Source organism: Parabacteroides goldsteinii (genome assembly GCF_020091425.1).
GTDB lineage: Bacteria > Bacteroidota > Bacteroidia > Bacteroidales > Tannerellaceae > Parabacteroides > Parabacteroides goldsteinii.
The window spans coordinates 5,172,565-5,196,484 of record NZ_CP081906.1; the positions used below are offsets into that span (position 1 = coordinate 5,172,565).

Consider the following 23,920-nt stretch of genomic DNA (forward strand, 5'->3'; position numbering starts at 1 on the left):
CGTTTTTCATCCTTATTCCTTTTGGAATTTACGGCTTACTTTCACCAGGTTTGCAGTAAACGATACAACGTTCTGCGCTTCCTGTACCATATTCAGATAGACCATGCTTACCTTCGTACTTCCGCTCTGTCCCTGGATACGTTTCAATTCACCTTTCTTCAGGGCAGTGAGCTGGTTGGTCAAGGAGACGGATTCGACTATGACATCGTCCAGACGATGATAATCGTTCGTTTCAATCATGACAGCGCAGCGTTTCAGATAAGTAATGATACTCTCCGTCATTTTGCTGAAATCTTCTTTCTGAATATCGTTGAGCGGACTGAAGTTATTATCCACATGCTCCTTGCTGGGTTCTGTCAGACGGCGGACACTGAAGATAATCTCGCTAGCGAAATCATTTCCCTGATAATAATACAATCCCTTTTCGACGGCAATATCGTGTTCCAGATGTGTTACGCCCAGCGTACCGACACGTTTTACTTGCTTCAGATGTATCTTTTTCTCTTCTATTTCATTCAGGACTTTGCGCAGCTCCCGGAGATTCTCATTCATGAAACCATGGACGGAACGGTCGAGTGCATCCGCAGTAAACAGCAATACCGACTGTAATTCTTCGCGGCTATGTTCACGGAACAAAGAAAGGGCTTCACGGCTGTCTGTCGTATCACGCAGTTTGGCAACTGTCGTGTTCACTTCTTCCTTCAGGGCTTCTTTCTTCATCTTTTTCTTATAAGCAATCTGGCTACGTATCAACATATAAACTGCCAGGCCGACCATCGCTGCCATCGCTGCAATGCCTCCGAAATGAATAACGATAGCAACCAGGAAGCAAATCGTAAAAGCAGCTCCCGCCGTAATAAACCATCCGCCTATAACCGACAGCACACCGGTAATACGGTAAACCGCACTTTCCCGTCCCCAGGCACGGTCGGCCAACGAACTACCCATTGCCACCATAAAAGCCACGTAAGTCGTTGAAAGCGGCAGCTTCAGAGAAGTACCCAACGCAATCAGCAATCCCGAAAGTACCACATTAACCGAAGCACGGACCAGGTCAAAGCTGGCTTTGTCTTCCAGAATAATTTCATCATTATTAAAACGGCTGTCAATCCAGTCCTTTACTTTCGGCGGAACCACACTCAGAATCGTACTGGAAGCATTATTGCAAGTGCGGACCAGCATACGTGCCACCGGTGATGTTCCGAAACTCTCGTTTCCTTCCGACTGGCGGGATAAATCCAGCGAAGTCTTCACCACATTATGCGCTTTCTTGGAAGTAGCCAGTGCAATCACCATCACCAGCCCCGAACCGACCAGGAAATACCAGGGTGTCTGAGCCGGAGCAAGCAGCGAACCCATCAGGAATGTATCCGTCGTCGTCGTTCCCCCCTGCGCCATCAAATCCATATAGGAAGAATAGCCAACCAGAGGAACACCGATAAAGTTCACCAGGTCATTTCCGGCAAAAGCCAATGCCAAGGCAAAAGTACCCAGCATCACAATAATCTTGAATACATTCACCTTCAGCCAGTGAAGGATTTGCATCAGGATAGTAAAGAAAATAAAAGCACCCCACACCACCATGCTGGTATTGCCGTAAATAAGCTCTTTCAGATTGCCGGTCATAAAAGAACTTTCCTTCAACCCTTTTATCAGCATAAAATAAAGGATGGAAGTAGCCGCCAGGCCGCCAAACAGCGCTATAAAGTATTTTGTATGTTTCTTATAATTAAATGTAAAGATGAGACGTGAAATATACTGCACCACGCTTCCGAAGAAGAAAGCAATCGCCACAGAAAGGAAGATGGCGAGAATCACGGTAAAAGCCTTATCGGTATTCAGCAAATCCCCCAACTGCAAAGCACCGTTGGAATTGGCTATCTTGACCAGTGACAGGGCCACCGTACCTCCCAGCAATTCAAACACAAGCGAAACGGTCGTCGATGTCGGCATCCCCAATGAATTAAAGATATCGAGCAGTACGACATCGGTCAGCATAACAGCCAGCAGGATACACATAATCTCAGAGAAAAAGAAGTGTTGCGGCTGATAAATCCCATGCCGGGCAATATCCATCATACCGTTAGACAAAGAAGCGCCGACAAAAATACCGATTGCGGCGATGACCATAATAGTTTTAAACGATGCGGCCCTCGAACCGATTGCAGAATTCAAAAAGTTTACTGCGTCATTACTGACTCCGACCGACAGGTCAAATACCGCCAGCACGAAAAGAAAAATTACGAGGAACAGATAGAATGTTTCCATAAATGAGTGTTACATATTCGACAACAAAGGTCTGAAACAATTATTTCACATGTGTTACACAGATATTACAAACATGTTACAATTGTTAAAACGCCCTTATTATTAAAACAAGGGAGAAAAAAGAAAGTTATCACACTAAGGGTTTTTCTTCTAAAATGCGACTACAATATCATAGTTATTAACTTTCAATCATTGACCGACCATAAAGATGACATACTGCAATGGCTCTGTGAAATGGCATTGACCGATTCCCAAGCTGCTTTTAAATCGTTATACCTGACTTACTTCCAAAGGTTAATACGATTTACGAGACTCTATGTTTCCTCCACAGTGGAAGCAGAAGAAATTGTTTCCGATACTTTCCTGGCAGTATGGAATAATAGAAAATCTCTACTGAAAGTAACGAATTTCGATTCTTACATTTATTCTATCGCCAGACATAAAGCTATCAGCTATTACCGTTCCATACACATGGAACAAATAGAATTGAACGAACTTTCAATAGACCTTTTCATCCATACGGAAACAACTCCGGAAGACGACCTCATTTCCAAAGAAAAAATCAACCAACTAAATAATGCCATTGAAGCATTGCCGGCAAAATGCAAAACGGCATTCAAGTTAGTCCGTGAAGATAAGCTCAAATATAAAGAGGTAGCAGCTATATTGGAAATTTCCGTAAAAACACTTGAAGCCCACCTTGCTACTGCTATCAAAAAACTACGCGAATTTCTTAGAAAAGAAGAATAAATAAAAAAGTCACCGCTATCCCTCAATACTCCCGAACCGAAACAAACATCAACAGCCTGTTGTTCTTTTCAAAACAACAATATATAGAAATCTTCCTTTTATCGGTCAAAAGATAAAGCGGCAGAAAACAAAATGAAATTTGTCTGACCTTTAATACCAATTGCTTGAATTACGAAACAAATCATTGTCACAAATCACATACATTTGTAATATAAAACTTATTGGGAAATAAGGGGGTCGGTTAAGTTAGAGAGGGAAACGCCCGGAGTCAAATCCGGACTTTCCCTTTCGTTTTTTTGTATCTTCCAAACTACAATATTTCTTTCCATACCAGTAGGGGTATTTTCAAAATTCCTGTCTTAGTAATAAACGATATAACTCGGTCTATAACCAATATCTTTACAATATCACTTCGATTTTTTCCATTTTTTTCGTTCCTTTACAGTTTCAATACTGTAAAGGAACATTTTTCATGAGACGGATAACACCCTTATTTCTACTTATTCTATTTGCTTTTTCAGTTTTTGCAACGCCGGATTCTTCACCTATCGACTGGAAATTATCAGGCCGTTTATTCCTGGATGGCGGTGTTTATATTCATTCTCCCAAAGAGTTACATGCCGGAGCGCATATCGCAGATGTCCGGCTGGCAGCTAAAGTCCGTATCTATTCGAACTGGTATACCAAAATAGATGTAGGCTTTGCAAACAATAAGATAACACTGAAAGATGCATTCACCGAATATGGCAAAGACGGAAATTATTTCCGTGCCGGTTATATGCTCGGCTATTACAGTATAGACCAGTCCACCAGCACAAATGATTTAATTTTCAACACAGCCTCCAATGTGGCGGAAACTTTCTATCCGGATCGCAGAATAGGCATATCCTACACACGTTCCCTTCCTTCTTATTATTTATCAGCCGGTGCTTTTTGCGGTGACGGACTCAGCTTCTCCGAGACAACCAAACCCGGTTATAACTTTTCCGGACGTGTCGTCTGGCGCCCAATAAATTCTCCGGGACAATTATTCCATATAGGCACAGGAGCTTTATTCAAAGTCCCTGATGAAAATACGGAAACCGGTGAACAACAAATCCGGTTAAAGACAAAAGGCGTTACTTATATTCCATCCCCCCGAACGTTAGATTTGACATTCAAACATGCCAAAAATCAGGTTCAGTCGAACGTAGAATGCCTGTTGTTTCAAAAAAAATGGCTGTTACAAACAGAGTTTCTTTACACGAAAATCAAACAAAATTCTTCCCAACCCTCCTATTCCGCCCACGGAGGATATATATTGGGCGGATTCCTCCTAAAAGGGAGCAAATATGCTTACGATGCACTCGATGCAATACCGGTAATGCCTGAAGACCCACATTCTATTCTGCTTGCCTGCCGTTACAACTATACGAACCTGAATGATTTCAGCAGCCATATCACAGGAGGAAGCCAGCACGACGTATCCATCGGCATCAATTATTATTTCAACAAATACATTTCTTCCCGCCTGAACTACGCACATCTTTGGATGGACAAGTATTCTGCATTGGGTAAATGCGAAATCAATATGATGCAGGTTCGATTGCAGGTACGGTTTTAATTATAAAATTAATACTATTTTTTCAATTTACAACTAAGGGTTTTTCCATATACGTTACGACTATAATACTAGAAGTAACAAAGATGGAAAATAAAATAGATCATATTATAGCACGAGTTTTAGCCGGAGAAGCGTCGGCTGAAGATATTCTGTTCATCAGCAACTGGATGAATGAAAAAGAAGAAAATCATAAAACATTCAGTCTGCTAAAAAGTTACTGGAGTGCAGATATTGCATCTAATCAATACGTAAACCCATCTGTTTCATTAGAAAAACTACAGGATAAAATAAACAGACATCAAACTCCCGGGAAACAGTATCTGATTCCGATCCTCCTGTCAGTTGTCGCTTCAATTGTTCTGATTATCACGATCTCATCTTTTTTCAGTATAACCAGTACAAACGGGAAAAGCAAAGAGTATTACACTTATCTCACCAATAACAACAAATCAGAATTCACACTCCGTGACGGAACAAAAGTTACACTAAATAAAAATAGCACACTTACCTATTCAGATGCTTTCGGAAAAAACAACCGGTCAGTAAAACTGGAGGGGGAAGCTTTTTTTGAAGTAACTAAAAATCTTGATAGCCCGTTCGAAGTTTCCCTTGAAGTGGAAAATAAAAACAGGGGAACCATTAAAGTGCTGGGAACAGTGTTTAATGCAAAGATTGACAAAGGATCTGATAAAATCATTACCACACTGATAGAAGGATGTGTATCTTTCGAGGGATCCGGGCAAAAAATAAAATTATATCCCAATCAACAAGCTGCATTCGATTATACAACCGGTAACATTGATGTACACGAAGTTGATATAGAAAAAGAAATCTCTTGGAAAGAAGGTCTGATAAAATATAAAATGATCATGTTCACAGATTTGGCAAAAGAACTTGAAAAAAGATACAATGTACAGATCATTATTGGAAATAAGAAATTAACGAAACCATCAATGACGGTATCCGGTGGTTTCAGCGAAGAACAAACCTTGGATGAAATTCTGAAAGTAATTTCACGAAGTCTACCTATGAAATGGGAAAATAAGAATAATACATACTATATCAGATAAACTTTTATTAATAAAAACAGAATGCCTATGAAATAGTACCAACATTAACCTAAAAACCGGTCATACCTGAAAGTACAACCGGTTTTCAAATCTTCAATTTTAATTCTCCGCTTCCTCCCCTCCGTGGCCAAACATTGTGGATAAAGCGAATTATCAATCTTTAAATCAGTACAAAAATATGGAAAATGTTTCGTATTACAGGTCTTTCTTAGCCAAAGACTTAAAAAAACTTTTCTCAATTATGAAAATCACGGTCATCTTACTTTTCGTCGCTCTGTTTCAGGCAGTAGCAATAGAATCATCCTATTCTCAATCTGTAACCGTTTCAATCAAAGCAGAGCGAATATCCCTCACTGAACTGTTTTCCCTGATAGAGAAACAGAGCGAGTTTCTATTCTTCTATGTCGATGAAGAAGTGAAAAACATCGATGTCAATGTAAAAGCAACTAACCTGCAGATCGATGATGTTCTGAGACAGGCTTTAATTGGAACAAACCTGACTTATACAATCAACGATCGGAACATTAACATTATCCGCAAAGCCTATGCTGTCCGGCAACAACAGACCAAGCATATTACAGGTAAAGTCATTGATGCAGATGGTGAACCGGTCATTGGTGCAAATGTGGTTGAAAAAGGTACCTCCAACGGTAGCATTACAGATCTCGAAGGATACTTCTCCCTTCATGTTGCACAAAACGCAACACTAAAAGTTTCTTATATCGGATATAATACGCAAGAGATAGTTATAGATGGCAAGAACCAATTCATAATTAAACTGACGGAAGACCTGCAGAATCTAGATGAAGTAGTAGTGATCGGTTACGGTACGGCCCGCAAAATTGACCTGACCGGTTCAACTTCCTCTCTGGGTGGTGACAAACTTCAGATGAAAAACACCCCGCAACTTTCTAATCAGCTGCAGGGACAGATGGCCGGTGTACAGATCACACGCTCAAGCGGTGATCCTACTTCCGGAGCTACCATTCGTGTACGTGGTGTCACAACACTATCAACCAATGACCCGCTGGTAATCGTGGACGGTATCCCGGGTGATATTAACGACATTGCGCCCGAAGACGTAAAAGATATCCAGGTGTTGAAAGACGCAGCTTCAGCAGCCATATACGGTTCACGTGCGGCTGCCGGTGTCATCCTGATCACAACAAAACGCGCCAAGGATAAGAACTTCCATCTTTCCTACAGCGTGGAATACGGCATTGATGCACCAACAGCCAAGCCTAGGTTTGCCAATGCTGTACAATGGATGCAAGGATACAACGAACTCGCCTATAACGATGGTGCTTCTTCCCTCCACTCGGCCTATTCGGAAGATTTGATCAACAACTATGCACAACTGCGGGCTGAAGATCCTGACCGTTATCCAGATACAGATTTTATGGGAATGGGTATTAAAAGTTCTACGCATCATCAGCGCCACTCCTTCTCCCTCAGCGGAGGTACCGAAAAACTGAAAACGAATTTCAGCCTCAATTACTACAATGCCGATGCCCTTTACGACAAAAAGAACTATGAGCGTTTTAATGTACGTTCAAACAACGACTACAATATCAACAATTGGATCCATGCGAATGTGGACGTGAACCTACTTTACTCCAGCACAGTTACACCACACAGTGCAGAAGGCAGTATTATCAAAGACTTCATGGCCCGTTCTCCGCTCTACAACTCTTATTGGGTCGACGGTAGCTATGCCGATGGTAAGGATGGCGACAACCCTTTTGCGCTACATGATCTGGGGGGAACTGTCAAAGGTCAGAACTATCGTATTAACGGTAAGATTCAGTTGGATCTCACACCGATAGAAGGACTGACCCTGACAGCAATCGCGGCACCCCAATATACTTTCTACAAAGGGAAAGACCATAAAAAGAAATATGACGTGTTCCGGATCAGTGGAGATGCCATTCCCGGATCAGGCTATGCAACAACCAGCCTGAACGAAACACGCAACGACACACATAGTCTGACTATGCAATTCTATGCCAACTACAAGTTACAATTGAAACGCCACTCCATCGGACTCATGGCCGGTTACGAAGACTACTCCTATAACTGGGAAAATGAAAGTGCATCACGCACAAATTATAGCTTAGTGAACTTTCCCTACCTGAACTTAGGCCCGGAGGATTATCAATACAATAGTGGAAATGCCGGACACAATGCCTACCGTTCTTTCTTCGGACGTATCATATACTCATGGGCCGACCGTTATATGCTGCAGGCAAATATCCGTTCTGACGGTTCGTCACGTTTTGCCGATGGCCACCGCTGGGGTACATTTCCCTCTGTCAGTGCTGGTTGGGTCATTTCAGAGGAACCCTGGTTCAACAAAAGTGTTATTAACTATCTGAAACTTCGCGGCTCAATCGGACAACTGGGTAACGAACGTATCGGTTCAGAATTCCCCTACCAGGCCAAACTGACTTTCGGAACCGGCTTCATTCCCAACGCCTCCACCGGATCGTCAGACGTAGTGCAAACCGCCTATCAGACAGACTATGCATTCAACACCATCACTTGGGAAACAACTACGACCTACGGTATCGGTGCAGACATCACCCTATTAAACAACAGGCTGCGCGCTTCGGCCGACTACTATTATAAAAAGACGACCGATATGTTGATGGAAGTAGGATTCCCTTCTTATTTCGGCTACAACGCACCACAGAACAATGCTGCCGATATGAACACGAAAGGTTGGGATCTTGAACTCTCCTGGAGCGACCAGATCAACGACTTCCGCTACGGTGCCAGCTTTAATATCTCAGACTACCGCTCAAAAATGGGTTATATGGCCAACCGCCAAAAAATCGATGGAACCAAGATTACCGAAGAGGGTTCATATTATAATGAATGGTATGGCTACAAAAACCTGGGGATCATACTGAATGATGCAGCTATGTATGACGAGGACGGTAACCCGATAGCTGTCCTGACCAACAACGATAAGGCAGGAAACATCCGTTATCTGGATATTGACAAGGATGGTAAAATCACAGCATCCAACGACCGCGTACGTTTAGGTAACTCGTTACCGGAACTGCAATACGGAGGTTCACTCTGGGCTGAATGGAAAAACTTCGATTTCAACCTATCATTTCAGGGTATCGGTCACCAGCTTGTTTACTGGTCATGGCCCGGTACACCGTTCAACTATCAAGCCTATGCCTGTCCATTGAATCTGATCGAAAACCATTGGAGTCCGACAGCTACAGATGCCGAGAACGCAAAGGCGAAATATCCCAAGTTGACGACCAACAATACCAATATTTATGCCAACAGCGACTTCTATCTCTTTAACGGAGCCTATATGCGTATAAAAAATATCACTTTAGGCTACACCATTCCGTCAGAAATCACGAAAAAGTTCTTCGTCAATAAACTGAGAGTCTATTTCAGTGCAAACGATTTGCCTGCTTTTTCAAAGTATCCCGACGGATACGATCCGGAATGGGATCGCAGCAGCGACCTCATTATGTCTTCCTATATTTTTGGTCTGAATGTTTCATTTTAATTAGAGAATCCAGTATGAATAAAATAAGTAAATATCTATTTACCGGAATAATGACACTAAGCATGGCTGCTTGTGCCGACCTCGACCTGAATCCACTATCAGAAGGTGCAAGTGAGAATTGGTATCATGATGAAACCGAAATTGAGATGTCGCTCAACGATCTGTGGCGTCCGGACTTCTTCCCCATCGATAACCTTGACTGGGACGATGACCTTTTGAACCGCAATGGATCCAACGATATCACTCTAGGGACAGTGACTGCTCAGTGGGGTACTGCTTCAACCCGCTGGACCTCACTCTACAAGTCCATTGCACGTGCCACGAAAGTAATCCAATCCCTGGACAACGGAACGGCAAGCGGCCTAAGTGATAACAAAGTCAACCAATATAAAGGAGAGGCATACTTCATGCTCGGATTCGCCTATTGCGAATTGGCAACCTATTGGGGAGATTGTGTCCTGAACAAAGGTATGACCCTGGACGAAGCCTATGTAGCTGTTCGTTCCCCTAAAAGCGAAGTACTAGCTTATGCCTATGAATGTTTAGACAAGGCCATAGAATATCTGCCCGATTCCTACGCAACTCAACAAAGACCGACCAAAGGGGCAGCTCTCGGTTTCAAAGCTCGTTTCGCGCTCTTCCACGGCGATTGGCAGACCGCAGCCTCGGCAGCAGAAAAATGTATGAATTTAGGCATTTATAAACTGCATGACAATTACGCCGAACTATTCAAAGCCAACAGTTCATCAGAGTTAATGTTTTACTTCAAAGGTGATTTGACACTAAAGAAAGGGTATGGTCTTTTTGGAAGTGTCAAAGACTACGTTATTCGTAAGTTAGGCGGTTTCGCCAATCAAGGTCCTTCGCTGGAGTTGCTTTGTTCTTATACTTGTATCGATGGCCTTCCCATCGACAAGTCGCCACTCTATAATCCGAAGGATCCCTTTGCCAACCGTGATCCACGTCTTGCGATGACAATCCAGCCATTCAAGACAAAATACTCTGCTGATTATGCCGAATATGAGCTGTCGAAAGTAGACGGGACTTTTCCCGAAAAGTATCCGGACTACATTACACTTGGTTATGAATATAACCCCAGTCCTTATGCAAACAAAGTGTATGAAGTCTCAACCGGCCAAATGGTGCTCAACAATGATGCCAAAGCCTCTAACCAGCACTCCGCCTACAACGGGCTGATGCTCCGCAAATTCGTGAAAGATAACTGGAAAGATTACAACAGTTACGGTGGTGTTTCAGACAACTGTTATCCCTACCTGCGCTACGCCGAGATACTGATGACTTACATAGAAGCGAAGAACGAGATGGGACAATGTACACAGGAGGATTTGGACAAAAGCATCAATCTGGTGCGTGAACGAGCCTATCGCGGAGCTACCGGAGCTTATCCACATGTAGAAGTTACATCCCAAGCCGCATTACGGAAAATCATCCGTATGGAACGACGTTCAGAATTTGCGTTTGAAGGACTTCGTTACCGTGACTTAATACGCTGGCGTATTGCCGATAAATCACATAACAAGCCGATGTATTACCTGCCACGCGCCTGGTCCGGTTCTGCGAGCTGGAACGGTCTGACCGGTAGTGAATCCAATCTGGAATTGTCTTCAGACTTCAAAATTTTACTGAAGAACTGGGATGAAGGCAACTATCCTATCGGTGGTATACCGACGATTGACGAAAACGGTCTGCCCAACCTCTCTCCGATGGAAACAGCCGGATATATCACTACATTCTATAAAATGTCTTTCGATGCGCGGAAAAATTATTTGTGGCCCATCCCGGCCAACGACATTTTAGTCAACAGTAATTTGACACAAAACGACGGTTATTAATTCTTCAGACCAATATGCACCCCGGTTGTAACACATGTTTTCCTAAAGGATTTTCAGATTACAGCCGGGGTATTTTTCTTTCATTTTTAAATGTAATACAATGAATCTAAAGTATATTGTTATAATATTGGCCTTCTGCATAAGTCTCTTCTCCTGCCAGTCGGGAGATCATGTAGGAAGTGAATTTGTAAAAGAAGTGGATGTCTGTGTGTATGGCGGTACCTCAGCTGGCGTAGTTGCTGCTTACTCTGCCAAAAAGATGGGGAAATCCGTTCTCCTGATAGAACCCGGCAAATATCTGGGAGGCATGACAACCGGGGGTCTCGGAATGACTGATATCGGGAATAAATATGCCGTTACCGGGTTAGCCCGTCTTTTCTATCGCCGTATAGGAGAGCATTACAATAAATTCGAACAATGGACTTTTCCGCCAAGTCTTGCGACTGCAACTATGAATCGCTTCATAGAGGATGCAGAGTTAGATGTACTGTATTATCGCCGTATAACAGACGCACAAGTTCAAAATAAAAGAATAAAAAACATCACCCTGGAAGATTCCAAACAGCCTGACAAAAAAACTCTGATACAAGTTAAGGCCAAACAATTCATCGATTGCTCGTATGAAGGAGATTTGATGGCAAAGGCCGGAGTTTCCTATTTTGTCGGGCGTGAAGGGAATGAGAATCAGGATGAAACGCTTAATGGGGTTCAAATGTCTGTTTACCACCAATTCCCGGATGGAATCGACCCTTATTTGAAGGAAGGAGATCCAACCAGTGGCTTATGTTGGGGAATCCAACCAAATACATTAAAAGAAAGAGGAAGTGGAGATAAACTTGTCCAGGCATACAATTTCCGTTTATGCCTCACCGATAATAAAGAAAATCAACGCCCATTTGAGAAACCTGAAAATTATGATCCGGATAAATACGAATTATTGGCACGTGCTATCCGCAAAATGGATTTACACATAGACAATTATCTGTTATTCAATTGGGGCATTATGCCGGATAATAAATATGATGTAAATAACCGTGGACCGTTATCGACCGACATGATCGGAATGAATTACGAATATCCGGACGGTGACTATGCAACCCGGGAAAGAATCTGGCAGGAACATGTGGACTATACAAAAGGACTGCTCTATTTTCTTACACACGACGATAGAGTTCCCTCCGAACTACGCGACCAGGTTTCCAGATTTGGATGGGCAAAAGACGAATTTGTAGATAATGACAACTTTCCGACACAATTATATGTGCGCGAAGCTCGCCGCCTGAATGGCGAATATATTATGACACAAAAGAATTGCCAGGGTGAAGAAACTGTCAGCGATGCCATTGGGATGGCAGCCTATGGAATGGATTCACACAACTGTCAGCGAATTGTTACAAACGGTATGGTAAAAAATGAAGGAGATGTCCAATATCATGGTTTCCCACCCTACCCTATTTCCTATAAAAGCATTACTCCCAAGCAAAGTGAGTGCACAAATTTGTTGGTTCCGGTTTGCGTATCTTCCACTCATATCGCTTTCGGTTCAATACGCATGGAACCTGTTTTCATGGTATTGGGACAATCTGCAGCAATTGCATCCGCACTTGCTATTGACAGCAACACAAGTGTACAGAATATTAATATTTCCGAACTTCGTCGCATCCTGAAAGAAGATCCTTATCTGGATGGTTCTACACCGGAGATTCTGGTTGATGACAGTGATATTGATAAGATCAGCCGGAGAGGACGCTGGAATAAAGGTTTTGGAGCTCATTACAAAAACAGTTACTTGCTGAGTTCAAATGAAAATAACAACAGCTCTTTTTCATTTATGCCTATTATTAAAAAAAATGACACCTACGAAATATTTTTCTACTGTACACACCTTCCCGACTCCAGCATGCCGGATCTAATGGCATTTGAAGTATCATATAAAGGAGGAACTGAAAAAATAAGTATTACACCTAAAGAGAAAAAAGGTTCGTGGGTTAGCTTGGGAACCTTTACATTCGAAAAAGGGGAAGCTGTTGCAATCACTATTGACGGAAGCCAATCAAAAGGCGCATTATTTAGTGATGCAATTCTATTAGTACCAAAGAAATAAATATTTACTTTTATATACTGCTTACACAGACCAATATTAAAAAGATACATTATGATTACACGACGAGATTTTTTGAAAATAACAGTTGCCGGAGGAGCACTAGCTTCACTAAACAACCTCGAAGAGGCAAAAGCAACTATCTATCAAGTTGTACCTGACACAGAGTTTTGTTATGAAGGTCAACGTAAAATACCCATAATAGCAAAAACGTCCATTATAGTAGTTGGAGGTAGTTCACGCGCAATTGCTACAGCCGTTGCTGCGGCAAAAACAGGTTGCGATGTATTCTTAATCGGATATATGCCTTATTTGGGAGATGATATATGCGGCAGTTTTCTTTTTGAACACAACAAAGATGAGAAACTTCAAACAGATCTTTCCCGGAAAATTTTCCCCGGAAAAGAATATCCGACTCCGCTCAGCGTAAAGACTGTACTGGAAAATGAACTGATAGATAACAATGTCCGGTTTCTTTACAGTAGTTATGTGACCAATGTATTGACAGATCCGGCAGGATTACCTGGCGGAGTCGTTATAGCCAACCGTTCGGGAAGGCAAGCCATACTTTGCAAAGCGATCATCGACACAACCCACCATGCAACTGTCGCCAATTTACTCGGAGCTGAACAAACACCTTTTAAACCAGAAACATTAGAGTTTCAATACACAGTTGTCGGCAACGCAAAAAAGGAAGCCTCCGAGATCAGCAATGCGGAAGTTCTCCCCCAGCCTTTTAAAGTGAACAACAAAAGTTATCCAATTACACGTTACACGTTCCGAATGTCCCTCGACAATAACTCTTATGGCTCCCTGATGAAAATCGAACAAATAGCCCGTTCGGTTACATGGGATCCGGAGCAGGTAGATAGCTCGGATTTACTTTGGTATATCCCAAAGCATACAATCATAGGAAAAGAAAGTTACCGGGAAAGCTCATTGTCTATCCGTAAACTCCCGGAAAAAGCATTCAAATCCCAGAATATAGAAAACCTCTGGGTTCTTGGACCTTGCGCTGATATCCCCAGGGAAACGGCTGCATATGTGATGCGCCCGGTCAATGCCATGTTTTTAGGAGAATTACTTGGAGAACAAATTGCCGAACAAATTAAAAATTCACCGATGCCTGAGAAAATTGCCGTCCGTCAACCGAAAGTAAATGCAACAAATTACGGACAAATCGGGGAAATCCTGAAACCTCTCCGCCCCTCCATGCAGAAAGGCTTTGCCGACTCTCCCGCCGGGGCTCTGCCGGTATTGGGGAATTATGATGTGATCGTTTTAGGTGGAGGTACAGCCGGAGCTTCCGCAGGGATATCGGCTGCCAGACAAGGAGCAAAAACTCTTGTACTGGAATATCTACACGGACTGGGTGGATTAGGAACAATAGGACTGATCGGCTGTTATTGGGATGGTTTCCGGGAAGGTTTTACAGCAACTATTGATAATGGTGTCCATAATATGGCCCCCGCAGACCACCCAAGACAACTAAAAAACTGGAAAGAACAATCGGTATCCGACTGGAAAATGGAATGGTATCGCAGAGAATTACTCAAAGCAAATGGTGAACTGTGGTTTGGCGTATTGGGATGTGGAGCACTAGTAGAAAACAATAAAGTAAAAGGACTTGTTGTCGCAACTCCTTTCGGACGTGGGGTTTTCCTTTCAGAAGTATTGATCGACAGTACAGGGAGTGCAGATATAGCTATTGCTGCCGGATCACCTTTCGATTATACCGGAAAAAATACGCTCGCTGTACAAGGAGCCGGAGCTGGAAAACGCGATCCGGGTGATTTTTATAATAACAATGACTGGCTTTTTGTCGATGATACCGATATTCTTGATGTATCACGTACATTCATACAGGCAAAAAATAAAATGAAAGGATTTTTTGATATCGTAAAAATGCCCCAGACACGCGAACGTCGCAGGATTATCGGAGAGCATATCATTTCCGTCTACGATGTGATAAATCAACGCCGTTATTCAGACACCATATCTTTCCATAAAAGTTCTTTCGATACTCATGGAATGATCATAGATCCTTATTTTATTCTGAATCCACCGGAAAAACGACATAAAATATATGATGCTGATGTTCCTCTACGCAGCTTATTGCCCAAAGGATTGGAGGGCATATTGACAACCGGTCTCGGAGCCAGTGCCCACCGTGATGCCATGCCCGTTATTCGCATGCAACCTTGCTTGCAGAATCAGGGATATGCAGTAGGTTATTTAGCTGCTTTGTGTGCAAAAGAAAAAAAACCGCTCCGTAAAGTCGACATCAAAAAAGTCCAAAAACATCTGGTTAAAATAGGAAATCTCCCGGAACGGGTATTAACGGATAAAGAATTTAAAGGTTTCAGTAATTCGGCAATGAAAAAAGCAGCTATCAGTGTAACCGAGAATTACAAAGGACTTGAAATTTTACTGACTGATCCTGATCGTTGTCTTGAAGTGGTAAGCAAACAACTCAGTCAGGCAACCATACCTAAAGAAAAAATGATCCTTGCCAGTATTCTTGGTATTCTTGGAAATAACAAAGGAAGCTCAATTCTGACTGATACCGTCCATCAACATACTACATGGGATGAAGGATGGCATTATACTGGTATGGGACAGTTCGGAATGTGCCTGAGTCCATTGGATGCACTGGTTACAGCCTTAGGCAACTCGAAAGATTCTTCTGCTCTTCCAACTATTTTGGAAAAAGCAAAACAACTGGAGCCGGAAGATTATTTTTCTCATTTCCGGGCTATTGCTATGGCAACAGAAGCAATCGGCAGCAAAGAGGCAATACCTATTCTTGCTATGATGTTGTCTAAACCAGGTGTTCGTAATCACGCAATCCTGTCGTATACAGAAGCAAGAGCCAGAACCGTTCCCGGACAAAATGATACTTCCACCAGAAATCTGGCTCTGAAAGAGCTACATCTTGCCAGGGCTCTGTATCTATGTGGTGACCATAACGGTATGGGGGAAGCAGTGCTTCGCAGGTACGCAAACGGTTTACAGGGGCATTATGCACGTTACGCTAATGAAATATTAAATAAGTAATAATACACTATACTAAAATGGGGCAAAAGTTAATAACTCATACTTTTGCCCCATTATTTGTCACTTACAATAATTCAGCACTTCCAAATTAGTAATCGTACTCTTGAAATTTCCGGCCTTTTCCAGCGGGAAAACCAATGTACGAACATAGCTCATGGAATCTTTTCCTCCGTTGAAGAAACGTTTCTGGATATTCAAATCTTCCTTCAACTGTCCGTTTACATATAAACGAGTCGATTTTTCATCGCCACTGATAGCAATTGAAGCCATTTCATCGGGGTAGAACTGATAGTTAAACGTATTCAGATAACCGTCACGAGCAAATCCCAGTTTGCCAGAAACAGGATCGGACAGATAGAAGACGGCATCCGGCGAACGGAACAACTCTGTTCCCCGCTCTTCGGGAACTGATGTGATATTAAAAGAAACAGTATACTGATAACCTATTTCCTTCAGCCCGGTCTCGGTTCCCGGCTTCAATGTTTCCTGATTATATACGGCACGCGGTGTTTTACCGATACGCCCGGCTACATTGACTCCCGGACCTTCACTCAAGGAAAGGCGAGCCGCATTGAATGTTTCATAAGGTACTTTACAGTCTTTTCCAGTCCACATCTTCACAGCCAATGTCTGCAAAGCCGGGAATACGCGGTAGTGAATATCCTTCGTACTGATCCCGTTACCGGCATGGTCATTCCATACGGCAAACATTCCTCCTTTAATCTGTTTATGCTTTTCGGGGAAAACCTCTTTTCCGATGTGCGCCGGAGTCCATTTCTTATATAACATTTCCGTATTCAAATAATCGTAATAATAACCGGCTGCCGGAACGATATACAGATAGCCATCGGGCACACTAACCAGATCGTATCCCTGTTTGATCATTTCTTTCGGATCAGCATAACCATTGTACCAAGCACTCATCAGCACATTTTCCGATTTCACAGGAGTATCGCCTTTGGCATGTGTCAAAGCACCCCAAACACAGGCCTGCTTACCGAAGCCTTCCACGAAACGAATATAATGATCGGTGAATTCGCGGAATTTCTCCACTACATCTTTCTTTTTATTTGAATATTCGTCTGTTCCGATATGTACCCGTTTACCAACAAATACAGGATTCCTGCCTTCCAGATATTCCCGGAACAGACTGTCGACAAACTGATAAGTCTCCGGCTTGAACAAATCCAGATGATCCATGCCATATTCCTCACTACCGATTTCCGGGCGATAATGTGTCAATGCCAGAGAATGAGCGGGGACATCTATTTCCGGAATGATTTCTACGCCCAGACTATCGGCCATCAACTGGAAATCAATAAATTCTTTCTTTGTATAATAGCCGTCACGTGACGTCAACCCCGGAAAGAACTCGCTTTCCAGACGGAATGCTGCATATGTTTTGTTCCAGTCATGTTCAAAATACTGTTTGAAAGCGTTATCATTCAGGTGAACCTGTAACGTATTCATTTTATAATAGGCCATCATCTTAACGTAATCGCGCAAGAAGTTCATCGGGATAAATTTACGGCCGCAGTCCATCATAAAACCGCGGATCGCATAATCCGGATAATCGCGCATTGAACCTTTTGACAAAGCCAGGTCACTGTTTTGCTCCGTCATCTGAAGAAGCGTACGGGTTGCCCAGTATAAACCTTTGGCTTTAGGAGCCGATACGGTTACACGGTCAGCAATTTTCACGGCATATCCTTCTTCACCCAGTTGTTTGTCTCCGGATATGGAGAAAACAAAGTCACCGGCAGAGGCTCTTCCCTGCACAACAGCCAACTTACGCCCGAACATTGTTTCATAATCTTCGGCAAACTGATTGGCTACACGGGCAACGGCAGGATCTTTACTCGCATAAACAATACGGGAAGTAGCAGAAGGAGTAAACATACCCTGAGCACCTCTCCATTCCTGTAATTCAGGTATCACGAACGGTTTCTCGTTATTGGCAGCAAAACTTTTCCCTAAAAAGAGAGTACACGCTGCAACCAGCATTAAATAGCGTTTTATCTTCATTGTATTTTAAATTTAAGCGTACAATATTACTGCTTTTTACTCATCTGCACAAACCGGAAATGAAGGAATAGTTAAAAGATGACTAATAAAAAGGCGGTTTCTGATTGATTTATTACTTTTGTGCTCAAAAACATATAAATGAGTTACAAATGGAACACACGGACGGAACTCTTACTGGGGGCCGAACGGATGGAGTACTTGTCACATTGCCATGTGTTGGTCGTAGGACTCGGAGGCGTCGGAGCTTATGCAGCCGAGCAGATATGCCGTGCCGGGATAGGACATATGACCATTGTTGATGCGGATACGGTGAACGACAGCAATATTAACCGCCAACTGCCGGCTTTACATTCTACCTTGGGGATGCAGAAAGCAGAAGTTGTGGGACAACGTTTACTGGATATCAACCCGCGATTGAAGCTGACAATACTCAATGAGTTCCTGCGTGACGAACGGACAGAAGAGGTTCTTTCTGCCCAAAAGTACGATTTCATCGTGGATGCCATCGATTCACTCAGTCCGAAAGCATATCTGCTATATCATGCTTACCGACGTGAAATTCCCATTGTTTCATCCATGGGTGCCGGAGCAAAGATCGATCCGTCGCAGGTGAAAATAGCTGACATTTCCAAGACTTGCAACTGTGCACTGGCAAAAGCGGTGCGCAAACGGCTTCGGGGAATGGGACTAAACAAAGGTATTCCGGTCGTTTTCTCAACAGAAATCGCCAATCCGGAAGCCGTAGTGGAAGTGGAAAACGAACAATGTAAGCGGACGACTACCGGGACAGTTTCGTATATGCCGGCTATTTTCGGCTGTTATCTGGCTTCCTATGTAATAAGAAATATTTAATCAACATGATACAAACGCAGGGTATTACTAAAAGTTTCGGGAATTTACAGGTATTGAAGGGCATCGACCTGACGATCAATAAAGGTGAAGTTGTAGCTATCGTTGGCCCCAGCGGTGCCGGAAAAACGACGTTGCTCCAGATTATCGGGACATTGGATACGCCGGACAACGGTAAGTTATTTATTAACGAAACAGAAACAGGCAAACTTTCCGAAAAAGAACTGGCTGCCTTCCGTAATAAGAATATCGGCTTTGTATTTCAGTTCCACCAGCTGCTACCGGAATTTACAGCGTTGGAAAACGTAATGATCCCGGCACTGATTGCCAGGGAAAAGGCGTCCGATGCAGAAAAAAGAGCGAAGGAAATACTTAATTTCATGAAACTATCGGACCGAATGACTCATAAACCGGCTGAATTATCCGGTGGCGAGAAACAACGCGTTGCCGTGGCCCGTGCATTAATCAATAACCCGGCCGTCATCCTGGCTGACGAACCTTCGGGCAGCTTGGATACCAAAAACAAAGAAGAATTACACAGCCTTTTCTTCGAATTGCGCGACCAGATGCACCAGACATTTGTGATCGTAACGCACGATGAACAACTGGCTGCCAACACCGACCGCGTAATCCATATCAAGGACGGGGTTGTTTTATTATAATATAGAAAGAGGACAAATAATCTATGGCAAATAAAGATAGAGTAACTTTTGGAAGTAAAATCGGAGTAATATTAGCAACTGTAGGGTGTGCTGTAGGTTTGGGTAGTATCTGGCGTTTTCCTTATATGGTAGGATCGAACGGTGGAGGCGCTTTCCTGCTGGTCTTTATGATATGCACTGTTTTACTGGGACTTCCTATCATGATCACCGAATTTTTTATCGGCCGCCACTCACGCAGAAACGCTGCCGGAGCTTTTAAGGAGCTAGCGCCGGGAACACAATGGTCGCTGATCGGCTATAACGGAGTCTTGGCTGCATTTCTTATATTAGGTTTCTATTCCGTCGTTTCCGGATGGACGCTGGAATATATCTGGCAGGCAATGACCGGCTCTTTGTCGGGAAAAACTACTGCCGAGTTTACCACCGAGTTCGAAGCCTTTTCCTCCAGCGCACTCAGACCGATCGGCTGGACAATCGTATTCATCGCAATCACACATTTCATCATCGTCTCAGGGGTTGAAAAAGGAATTGAAAGGGCATCCAAGATCATGATGCCGGCCTTATTCCTTATACTACTGGTATTATGTATACGTTCCATAACCCTGCCGGGGGTAAACGAAGGATTATCTTTCCTGTTCAAACCGGACTTCGAGAAGATCACCTCCTCCGTTATTTTAAGTGCTATGGGACAAACATTCTTTTCACTGAGTATCGGGATGGGGTGTCTGATCACCTATTCTTCTTATTTCGGGAAAGATACAAATCTGCAATTAACAGCGATACAGGTGACTGTTCTGAACACTTTTGTCGCATTACTGGCCGGCATCATGGTATTCCCGGCTGTATTCAGCTTTGGTATTGAACCGACAGCGGGCCCGGAACTGGTGTTCATCACCCTTCCGAATATCTTCGAGCAGTTGCCGTTCGGAAATATATGGTCTTTCATATTCTTCATTCTACTAGCTTTGGCAGCTTTGACCTCTACCATTTCTCTGCATGAAGTGGCAACGGCCTATGTACATGAAGAATATCATATGACCAGAAAGAAAGCGGCCTGGATCGTTTCTGCCGGTGTTGCCGTCATCGGAGCCCTTGCTTCTCTCTCTTTCGGTCTATTGAAAGAATATACCATTGGCGGACTGATCATTTTTGATGCACTCGACTATCTCACGGCAAAAATTATGATGCCTATTGGCGGAATGATGATCTGCGTATTTGTCGGTTTACGCATCGAAAGAAAAGTATTGAAGGAAGAATTGACAAATAAGGGAACAATCACCTTTTATTTCTTCAATACGTATGCGTTCTTTATAAAATACATTGCTCCCGTAGCCATCGGCCTGATCTTCCTGAACGAATTGGGACTGATCAAAAAGATAACCTCCTTGTTTTGAAAATAAAAAGGTATAAATTGTTTGCTTATCAACAGGTAACTTATATCTTTGCAAAAGAGTATTCATCATTTAATAATTATCAATATGGAAATCAAAACCGTCTCAAAGAAAAGAAAGTTACTTCCCGGATTAGACATGACTCAGGAAGAGTTTATTGCCCGCGTTCGTAAAGCCGAAGAAGGACCATTTTATACATTGGAAGAAATCAAACAAAAAATGCAGGAATGGAAGGAACTGAAATTCAATCCAGTCATTGAGGGAGGGGAATTAACTATTGACGAATTTAAATCAATGGTAAAAGTTGCAGAAAAAGGACCTTTTTATACTTTGGAAGAAGGACAAGAAATGATAAGACAATGGAGGGAACAAAGAAGAAACCGGTAGTCGTTTCGCTTCTCTTTTTTTCTTCTGTTGACCAAATCTTTGAATATGGAAAAATAAACTTTGGAGAAAAAAAAGCTATCGAATACGAAAACCTTATTTATGAAACTGTTCGACAATTAACTTCCGGTTATTTGTTAAATGCAGAATATCCTTATCTTCCCACAAAAGATAAGCGATACAGAAGGGCCATACTTCCCGCTCATTTTATTCTTTATCGAATAACAAAAGATCGGATAGAAGTTCTGAACATCTTACATCAAGCTGTAAGTATTACTCAAGCTAAAAAGAACAGAAACATTAAACCGTAACAACTATGAACTGGCGTGATTTACTTTATTTCTCCAAAGGAGAACGCAGAGCGTTGACTCTCCTACTTTGTCTGATTGTTGCTTCCTGGATCATTTTACTGCTGACGGATGAAAAAACCAATTACACACCTGTCAACAATAACAGACTATCTGAACCAGTAAAAACGGCTCAAAATATCCCTGTAAATAGTCCTGATCCGGAAAAGGTAAAAACTCCTGCATCCGGGAGAAAAAACAATTCCTCCCGAGAGAAAAATAAATTTCATTCGGGAGAAACCCCAAATACATCCGAAAGAAGGACTTTTCCTAAAACAGAAAAATACCCTATCGGAACTGTTGTCGAACTAAATACTGCCGACACCACAATCCTGAAAAAAATTCCCGGGATCGGAAGCTCTTTTGCCCGCCGGATCATTAAATACAGAGAACTGCTGGGAGGTTTCTATACGGTAGAACAACTTCGTGAAGTGTACGGTCTTGATGAAGAACGATATAATGCGATGAAATCGTGGTTTTCGGCAGATATGTCCCTGATCTGTCCGTTAGAGATCCATAAAATCTCCTTTAAAGAACTATGCAAACATCCTTATATAAATTATCAGCAAGCCCGCATCATCGAACAGCTACGGAAACAGAAAGGGAAGTTATCCGGCTGGGAAAATCTTCAATTACTGGAAGAATTTACTGAAACAGATAAAGAAAGACTGACTCCTTATTTATCATTTGAATAAAACAGGAAGTTTATATACATTTGTAAAAAAGAAAGCTATGATTTATCTCAAACAAGCACAATTACTCAACCCTGCCGAAGTGGAAGGCCCGGTAGAAGAGCTCAAATATCCGTTCAGAGCCGCAGCAGTACGGTATATCGAATCGATTGTTTTCCGAAAACCGGTCACTTTCCTGGTCGGTGAAAACGGAGCCGGTAAGTCAACCCTGCTCGAAGGCATCATGTTCAAATACGAAGAACGGGATGAAGACAGCCAGGGCATGCTATATGACGGAAAAGAAGCCTGGAAATCCTATTCAAACGTATTGCCCCAATGCATCCGCCTCATCGAAGAGCGGAAACCATTCGACCATTTCTTCTTCCGGGCAGAATCCTTCTTCGAACATGCAGCCGAAATAGATGCCAAATCGATGAAAGACATACTAAACTATGGCCGCGATTATTCTATGGCAGCTTACGGAGGACGCCGCCTCCTCGAACAGTCGCATGGTGAAAGTTTTCTTAGCACTTTTCTGAATTATGCGGGAAGAAATACCCTTTTTATCCTTGATGAGCCGGAAGCAGCCCTATCGCCTCAACGCCAGCTGGCTTTACTGGTCCGGATACAAGAACTGGTGGCACAAGGCTGCCAACTGATTATTTCCACGCATTCGCCCATCATCATGGCTTACCCAAGAGCAGATATCTATTCCATAGATGAGGATGGAGCACATATTACTCCGTATGAGGAAACACAACATTACCAGTTAACGAAGTATTTTCTGACTCATACGGAGCAAATGCTCAGAGAATTGGGAATAAAATAAATTTACTTTTCCCAGGCATTCACGATCTCTGCCACATATACATTATGCAGATTACCCGCCAATGCGCTATACCATTTTTCATACAAAGCCGGATCGATGAAACTATTTTTATCCATCTTTGTCACATAAAGCGTTTTGCACTCCAACGTCAGGCGCGACTCTTCAAAACAGGGATTTCCGAGCTCCGTGAAATAAGGAGTCAGGCCTGTAGCCGCCACTTTATCCATATCACGGCCTGACTTGGAACCACAAACCTTATGAGCCGCTTTGTGTTCTTCCCCCAGGAAAGAGAGCGTAAAAACCCCCTTTTCATCGACAAATTCACGGGTATAACGCTCTGGACGGATGAAGACAAACACCACCGGTTTGTTCCAAAGGAAACCTACGCCGCCCCAACTGGCTGTCATCATATTAAACTTATCCTTATCACCGGCACTTACCAGCATCCACTCCTTCCCGATAATTTCAATAAAGTTATCCTTTATCAGATTGGGTTCAATTGCTTTCATATTTTATACTCTT

The 23,920-nt window shown here is 42.8% G+C and carries 17 protein-coding genes; 14 read left to right on the forward strand and 3 right to left on the reverse strand.

The window, feature by feature from the left end; translation table 11 throughout:
* Positions 1 to 12 precede the first annotated feature (12 nt).
* Complete coding sequence (locus tag K6V26_RS21745; RefSeq protein WP_009860636.1) at positions 13 to 2,268, reverse strand: inorganic phosphate transporter; 2,256 nt, start codon at positions 2,266 to 2,268, stop codon at positions 13 to 15.
* Positions 2,269 to 2,502: 234 nt separating this feature from the next.
* On the opposite strand from K6V26_RS21745, the gene K6V26_RS21750 reads away from it, so the two are divergent.
* From K6V26_RS21750 to K6V26_RS21780, 7 genes are all read left to right on the forward strand, one after another.
* A complete protein-coding gene (locus K6V26_RS21750; RefSeq protein ID WP_180334977.1) occupies positions 2,503 to 3,018 on the forward strand; it encodes an RNA polymerase sigma-70 factor in 516 nt (171 codons plus the stop codon).
* A gap of 472 nt (positions 3,019 to 3,490) precedes the next feature.
* Positions 3,491 to 4,621 (forward strand): OprO/OprP family phosphate-selective porin, encoded by a 1,131-nt coding sequence (locus tag K6V26_RS21755; protein ID WP_009860634.1) that lies wholly within the window; start codon positions 3,491 to 3,493, stop codon positions 4,619 to 4,621.
* The gene (locus tag K6V26_RS21760; protein ID WP_224263832.1) at positions 4,576 to 5,691 is read left to right on the forward strand and encodes a FecR family protein; all 1,116 of its coding nucleotides are present in this window, start codon (positions 4,576 to 4,578) and stop codon (positions 5,689 to 5,691) included. Before K6V26_RS21755 ends, K6V26_RS21760 begins: the two co-directional genes overlap by 46 nt.
* A 178-nt stretch (positions 5,692 to 5,869) precedes the next feature.
* Positions 5,870 to 9,229, forward strand: a complete 3,360-nt coding sequence (locus tag K6V26_RS21765; protein ID WP_224263833.1) for a TonB-dependent receptor — start codon at positions 5,870 to 5,872, stop codon at positions 9,227 to 9,229.
* 14 nt (positions 9,230 to 9,243) lie between these two features.
* A complete protein-coding gene (locus K6V26_RS21770; RefSeq protein ID WP_224263834.1) occupies positions 9,244 to 11,082 on the forward strand; it encodes a RagB/SusD family nutrient uptake outer membrane protein in 1,839 nt (612 codons plus the stop codon).
* A 100-nt stretch (positions 11,083 to 11,182) separates the two neighbouring features.
* Positions 11,183 to 13,186: an FAD-dependent oxidoreductase gene (locus tag K6V26_RS21775; RefSeq protein ID WP_224263835.1), complete on the forward strand. Its 2,004-nt coding sequence runs from the start codon at positions 11,183 to 11,185 to the stop codon at positions 13,184 to 13,186.
* A gap of 51 nt (positions 13,187 to 13,237) precedes the next feature.
* A complete protein-coding gene (locus tag K6V26_RS21780) occupies positions 13,238 to 16,240 on the forward strand; it encodes an FAD-dependent oxidoreductase (protein WP_224263836.1) in 3,003 nt (1,000 codons plus the stop codon).
* A gap of 60 nt (positions 16,241 to 16,300) precedes the next feature.
* On the opposite strand, the gene K6V26_RS21785 is transcribed toward K6V26_RS21780, so the two are convergent.
* Positions 16,301 to 18,265, reverse strand: coding sequence for a family 20 glycosylhydrolase (locus K6V26_RS21785; RefSeq protein WP_122326731.1), 1,965 nt, complete (start codon positions 18,263 to 18,265; stop codon positions 16,301 to 16,303).
* Between the two features lie 138 nt (positions 18,266 to 18,403).
* Here K6V26_RS21785 and K6V26_RS21790 point away from each other — a divergent pair, with 138 nt between their 5' ends.
* The 7 genes from K6V26_RS21790 (at position 18,404) to K6V26_RS21820 (ending at position 23,398) form a co-directional block, all read left to right on the forward strand.
* The gene (locus K6V26_RS21790; RefSeq protein WP_009860627.1) at positions 18,404 to 19,117 is read left to right on the forward strand and encodes a tRNA threonylcarbamoyladenosine dehydratase; all 714 of its coding nucleotides are present in this window, start codon (positions 18,404 to 18,406) and stop codon (positions 19,115 to 19,117) included.
* Between the two features lie 5 nt (positions 19,118 to 19,122).
* Positions 19,123 to 19,776, forward strand: a complete 654-nt coding sequence (locus K6V26_RS21795) for an ABC transporter ATP-binding protein (protein WP_224263837.1) — start codon at positions 19,123 to 19,125, stop codon at positions 19,774 to 19,776.
* Positions 19,777 to 19,799: 23 nt separating this feature from the next.
* On the forward strand, positions 19,800 to 21,170 hold the full coding sequence (locus K6V26_RS21800) for a sodium-dependent transporter (protein WP_009860625.1): 1,371 nt from the start codon (positions 19,800 to 19,802) through the stop codon (positions 21,168 to 21,170).
* An 84-nt stretch (positions 21,171 to 21,254) separates the two neighbouring features.
* Positions 21,255 to 21,554 carry a hypothetical protein gene (locus K6V26_RS21805; RefSeq protein WP_224263838.1) on the forward strand — a complete coding sequence of 100 codons (300 nt, stop codon included), beginning with the start codon at positions 21,255 to 21,257 and terminating at the stop codon, positions 21,552 to 21,554.
* On the forward strand, positions 21,527 to 21,862 hold the full coding sequence (locus tag K6V26_RS21810) for a type II toxin-antitoxin system RelE/ParE family toxin (RefSeq protein ID WP_010801309.1): 336 nt from the start codon (positions 21,527 to 21,529) through the stop codon (positions 21,860 to 21,862). The genes K6V26_RS21805 and K6V26_RS21810 overlap by 28 nt, the downstream gene beginning before the upstream one ends.
* A 5-nt stretch (positions 21,863 to 21,867) precedes the next feature.
* Positions 21,868 to 22,593, forward strand: coding sequence for a helix-hairpin-helix domain-containing protein (locus K6V26_RS21815; protein ID WP_224263839.1), 726 nt, complete (start codon positions 21,868 to 21,870; stop codon positions 22,591 to 22,593).
* A 37-nt stretch (positions 22,594 to 22,630) separates the two neighbouring features.
* Positions 22,631 to 23,398 (forward strand): AAA family ATPase, encoded by a 768-nt coding sequence (locus K6V26_RS21820; RefSeq protein ID WP_224263840.1) that lies wholly within the window; start codon positions 22,631 to 22,633, stop codon positions 23,396 to 23,398.
* 2 nt (positions 23,399 to 23,400) lie between these two features.
* Here the strand turns inward: K6V26_RS21820 and K6V26_RS21825 are convergent, their stop codons facing one another.
* The gene (locus tag K6V26_RS21825) at positions 23,401 to 23,907 is read right to left on the reverse strand and encodes a flavin reductase family protein (RefSeq protein WP_224263841.1); all 507 of its coding nucleotides are present in this window, start codon (positions 23,905 to 23,907) and stop codon (positions 23,401 to 23,403) included.
* Between the last annotated feature and the right edge of the window lie 13 nt (positions 23,908 to 23,920).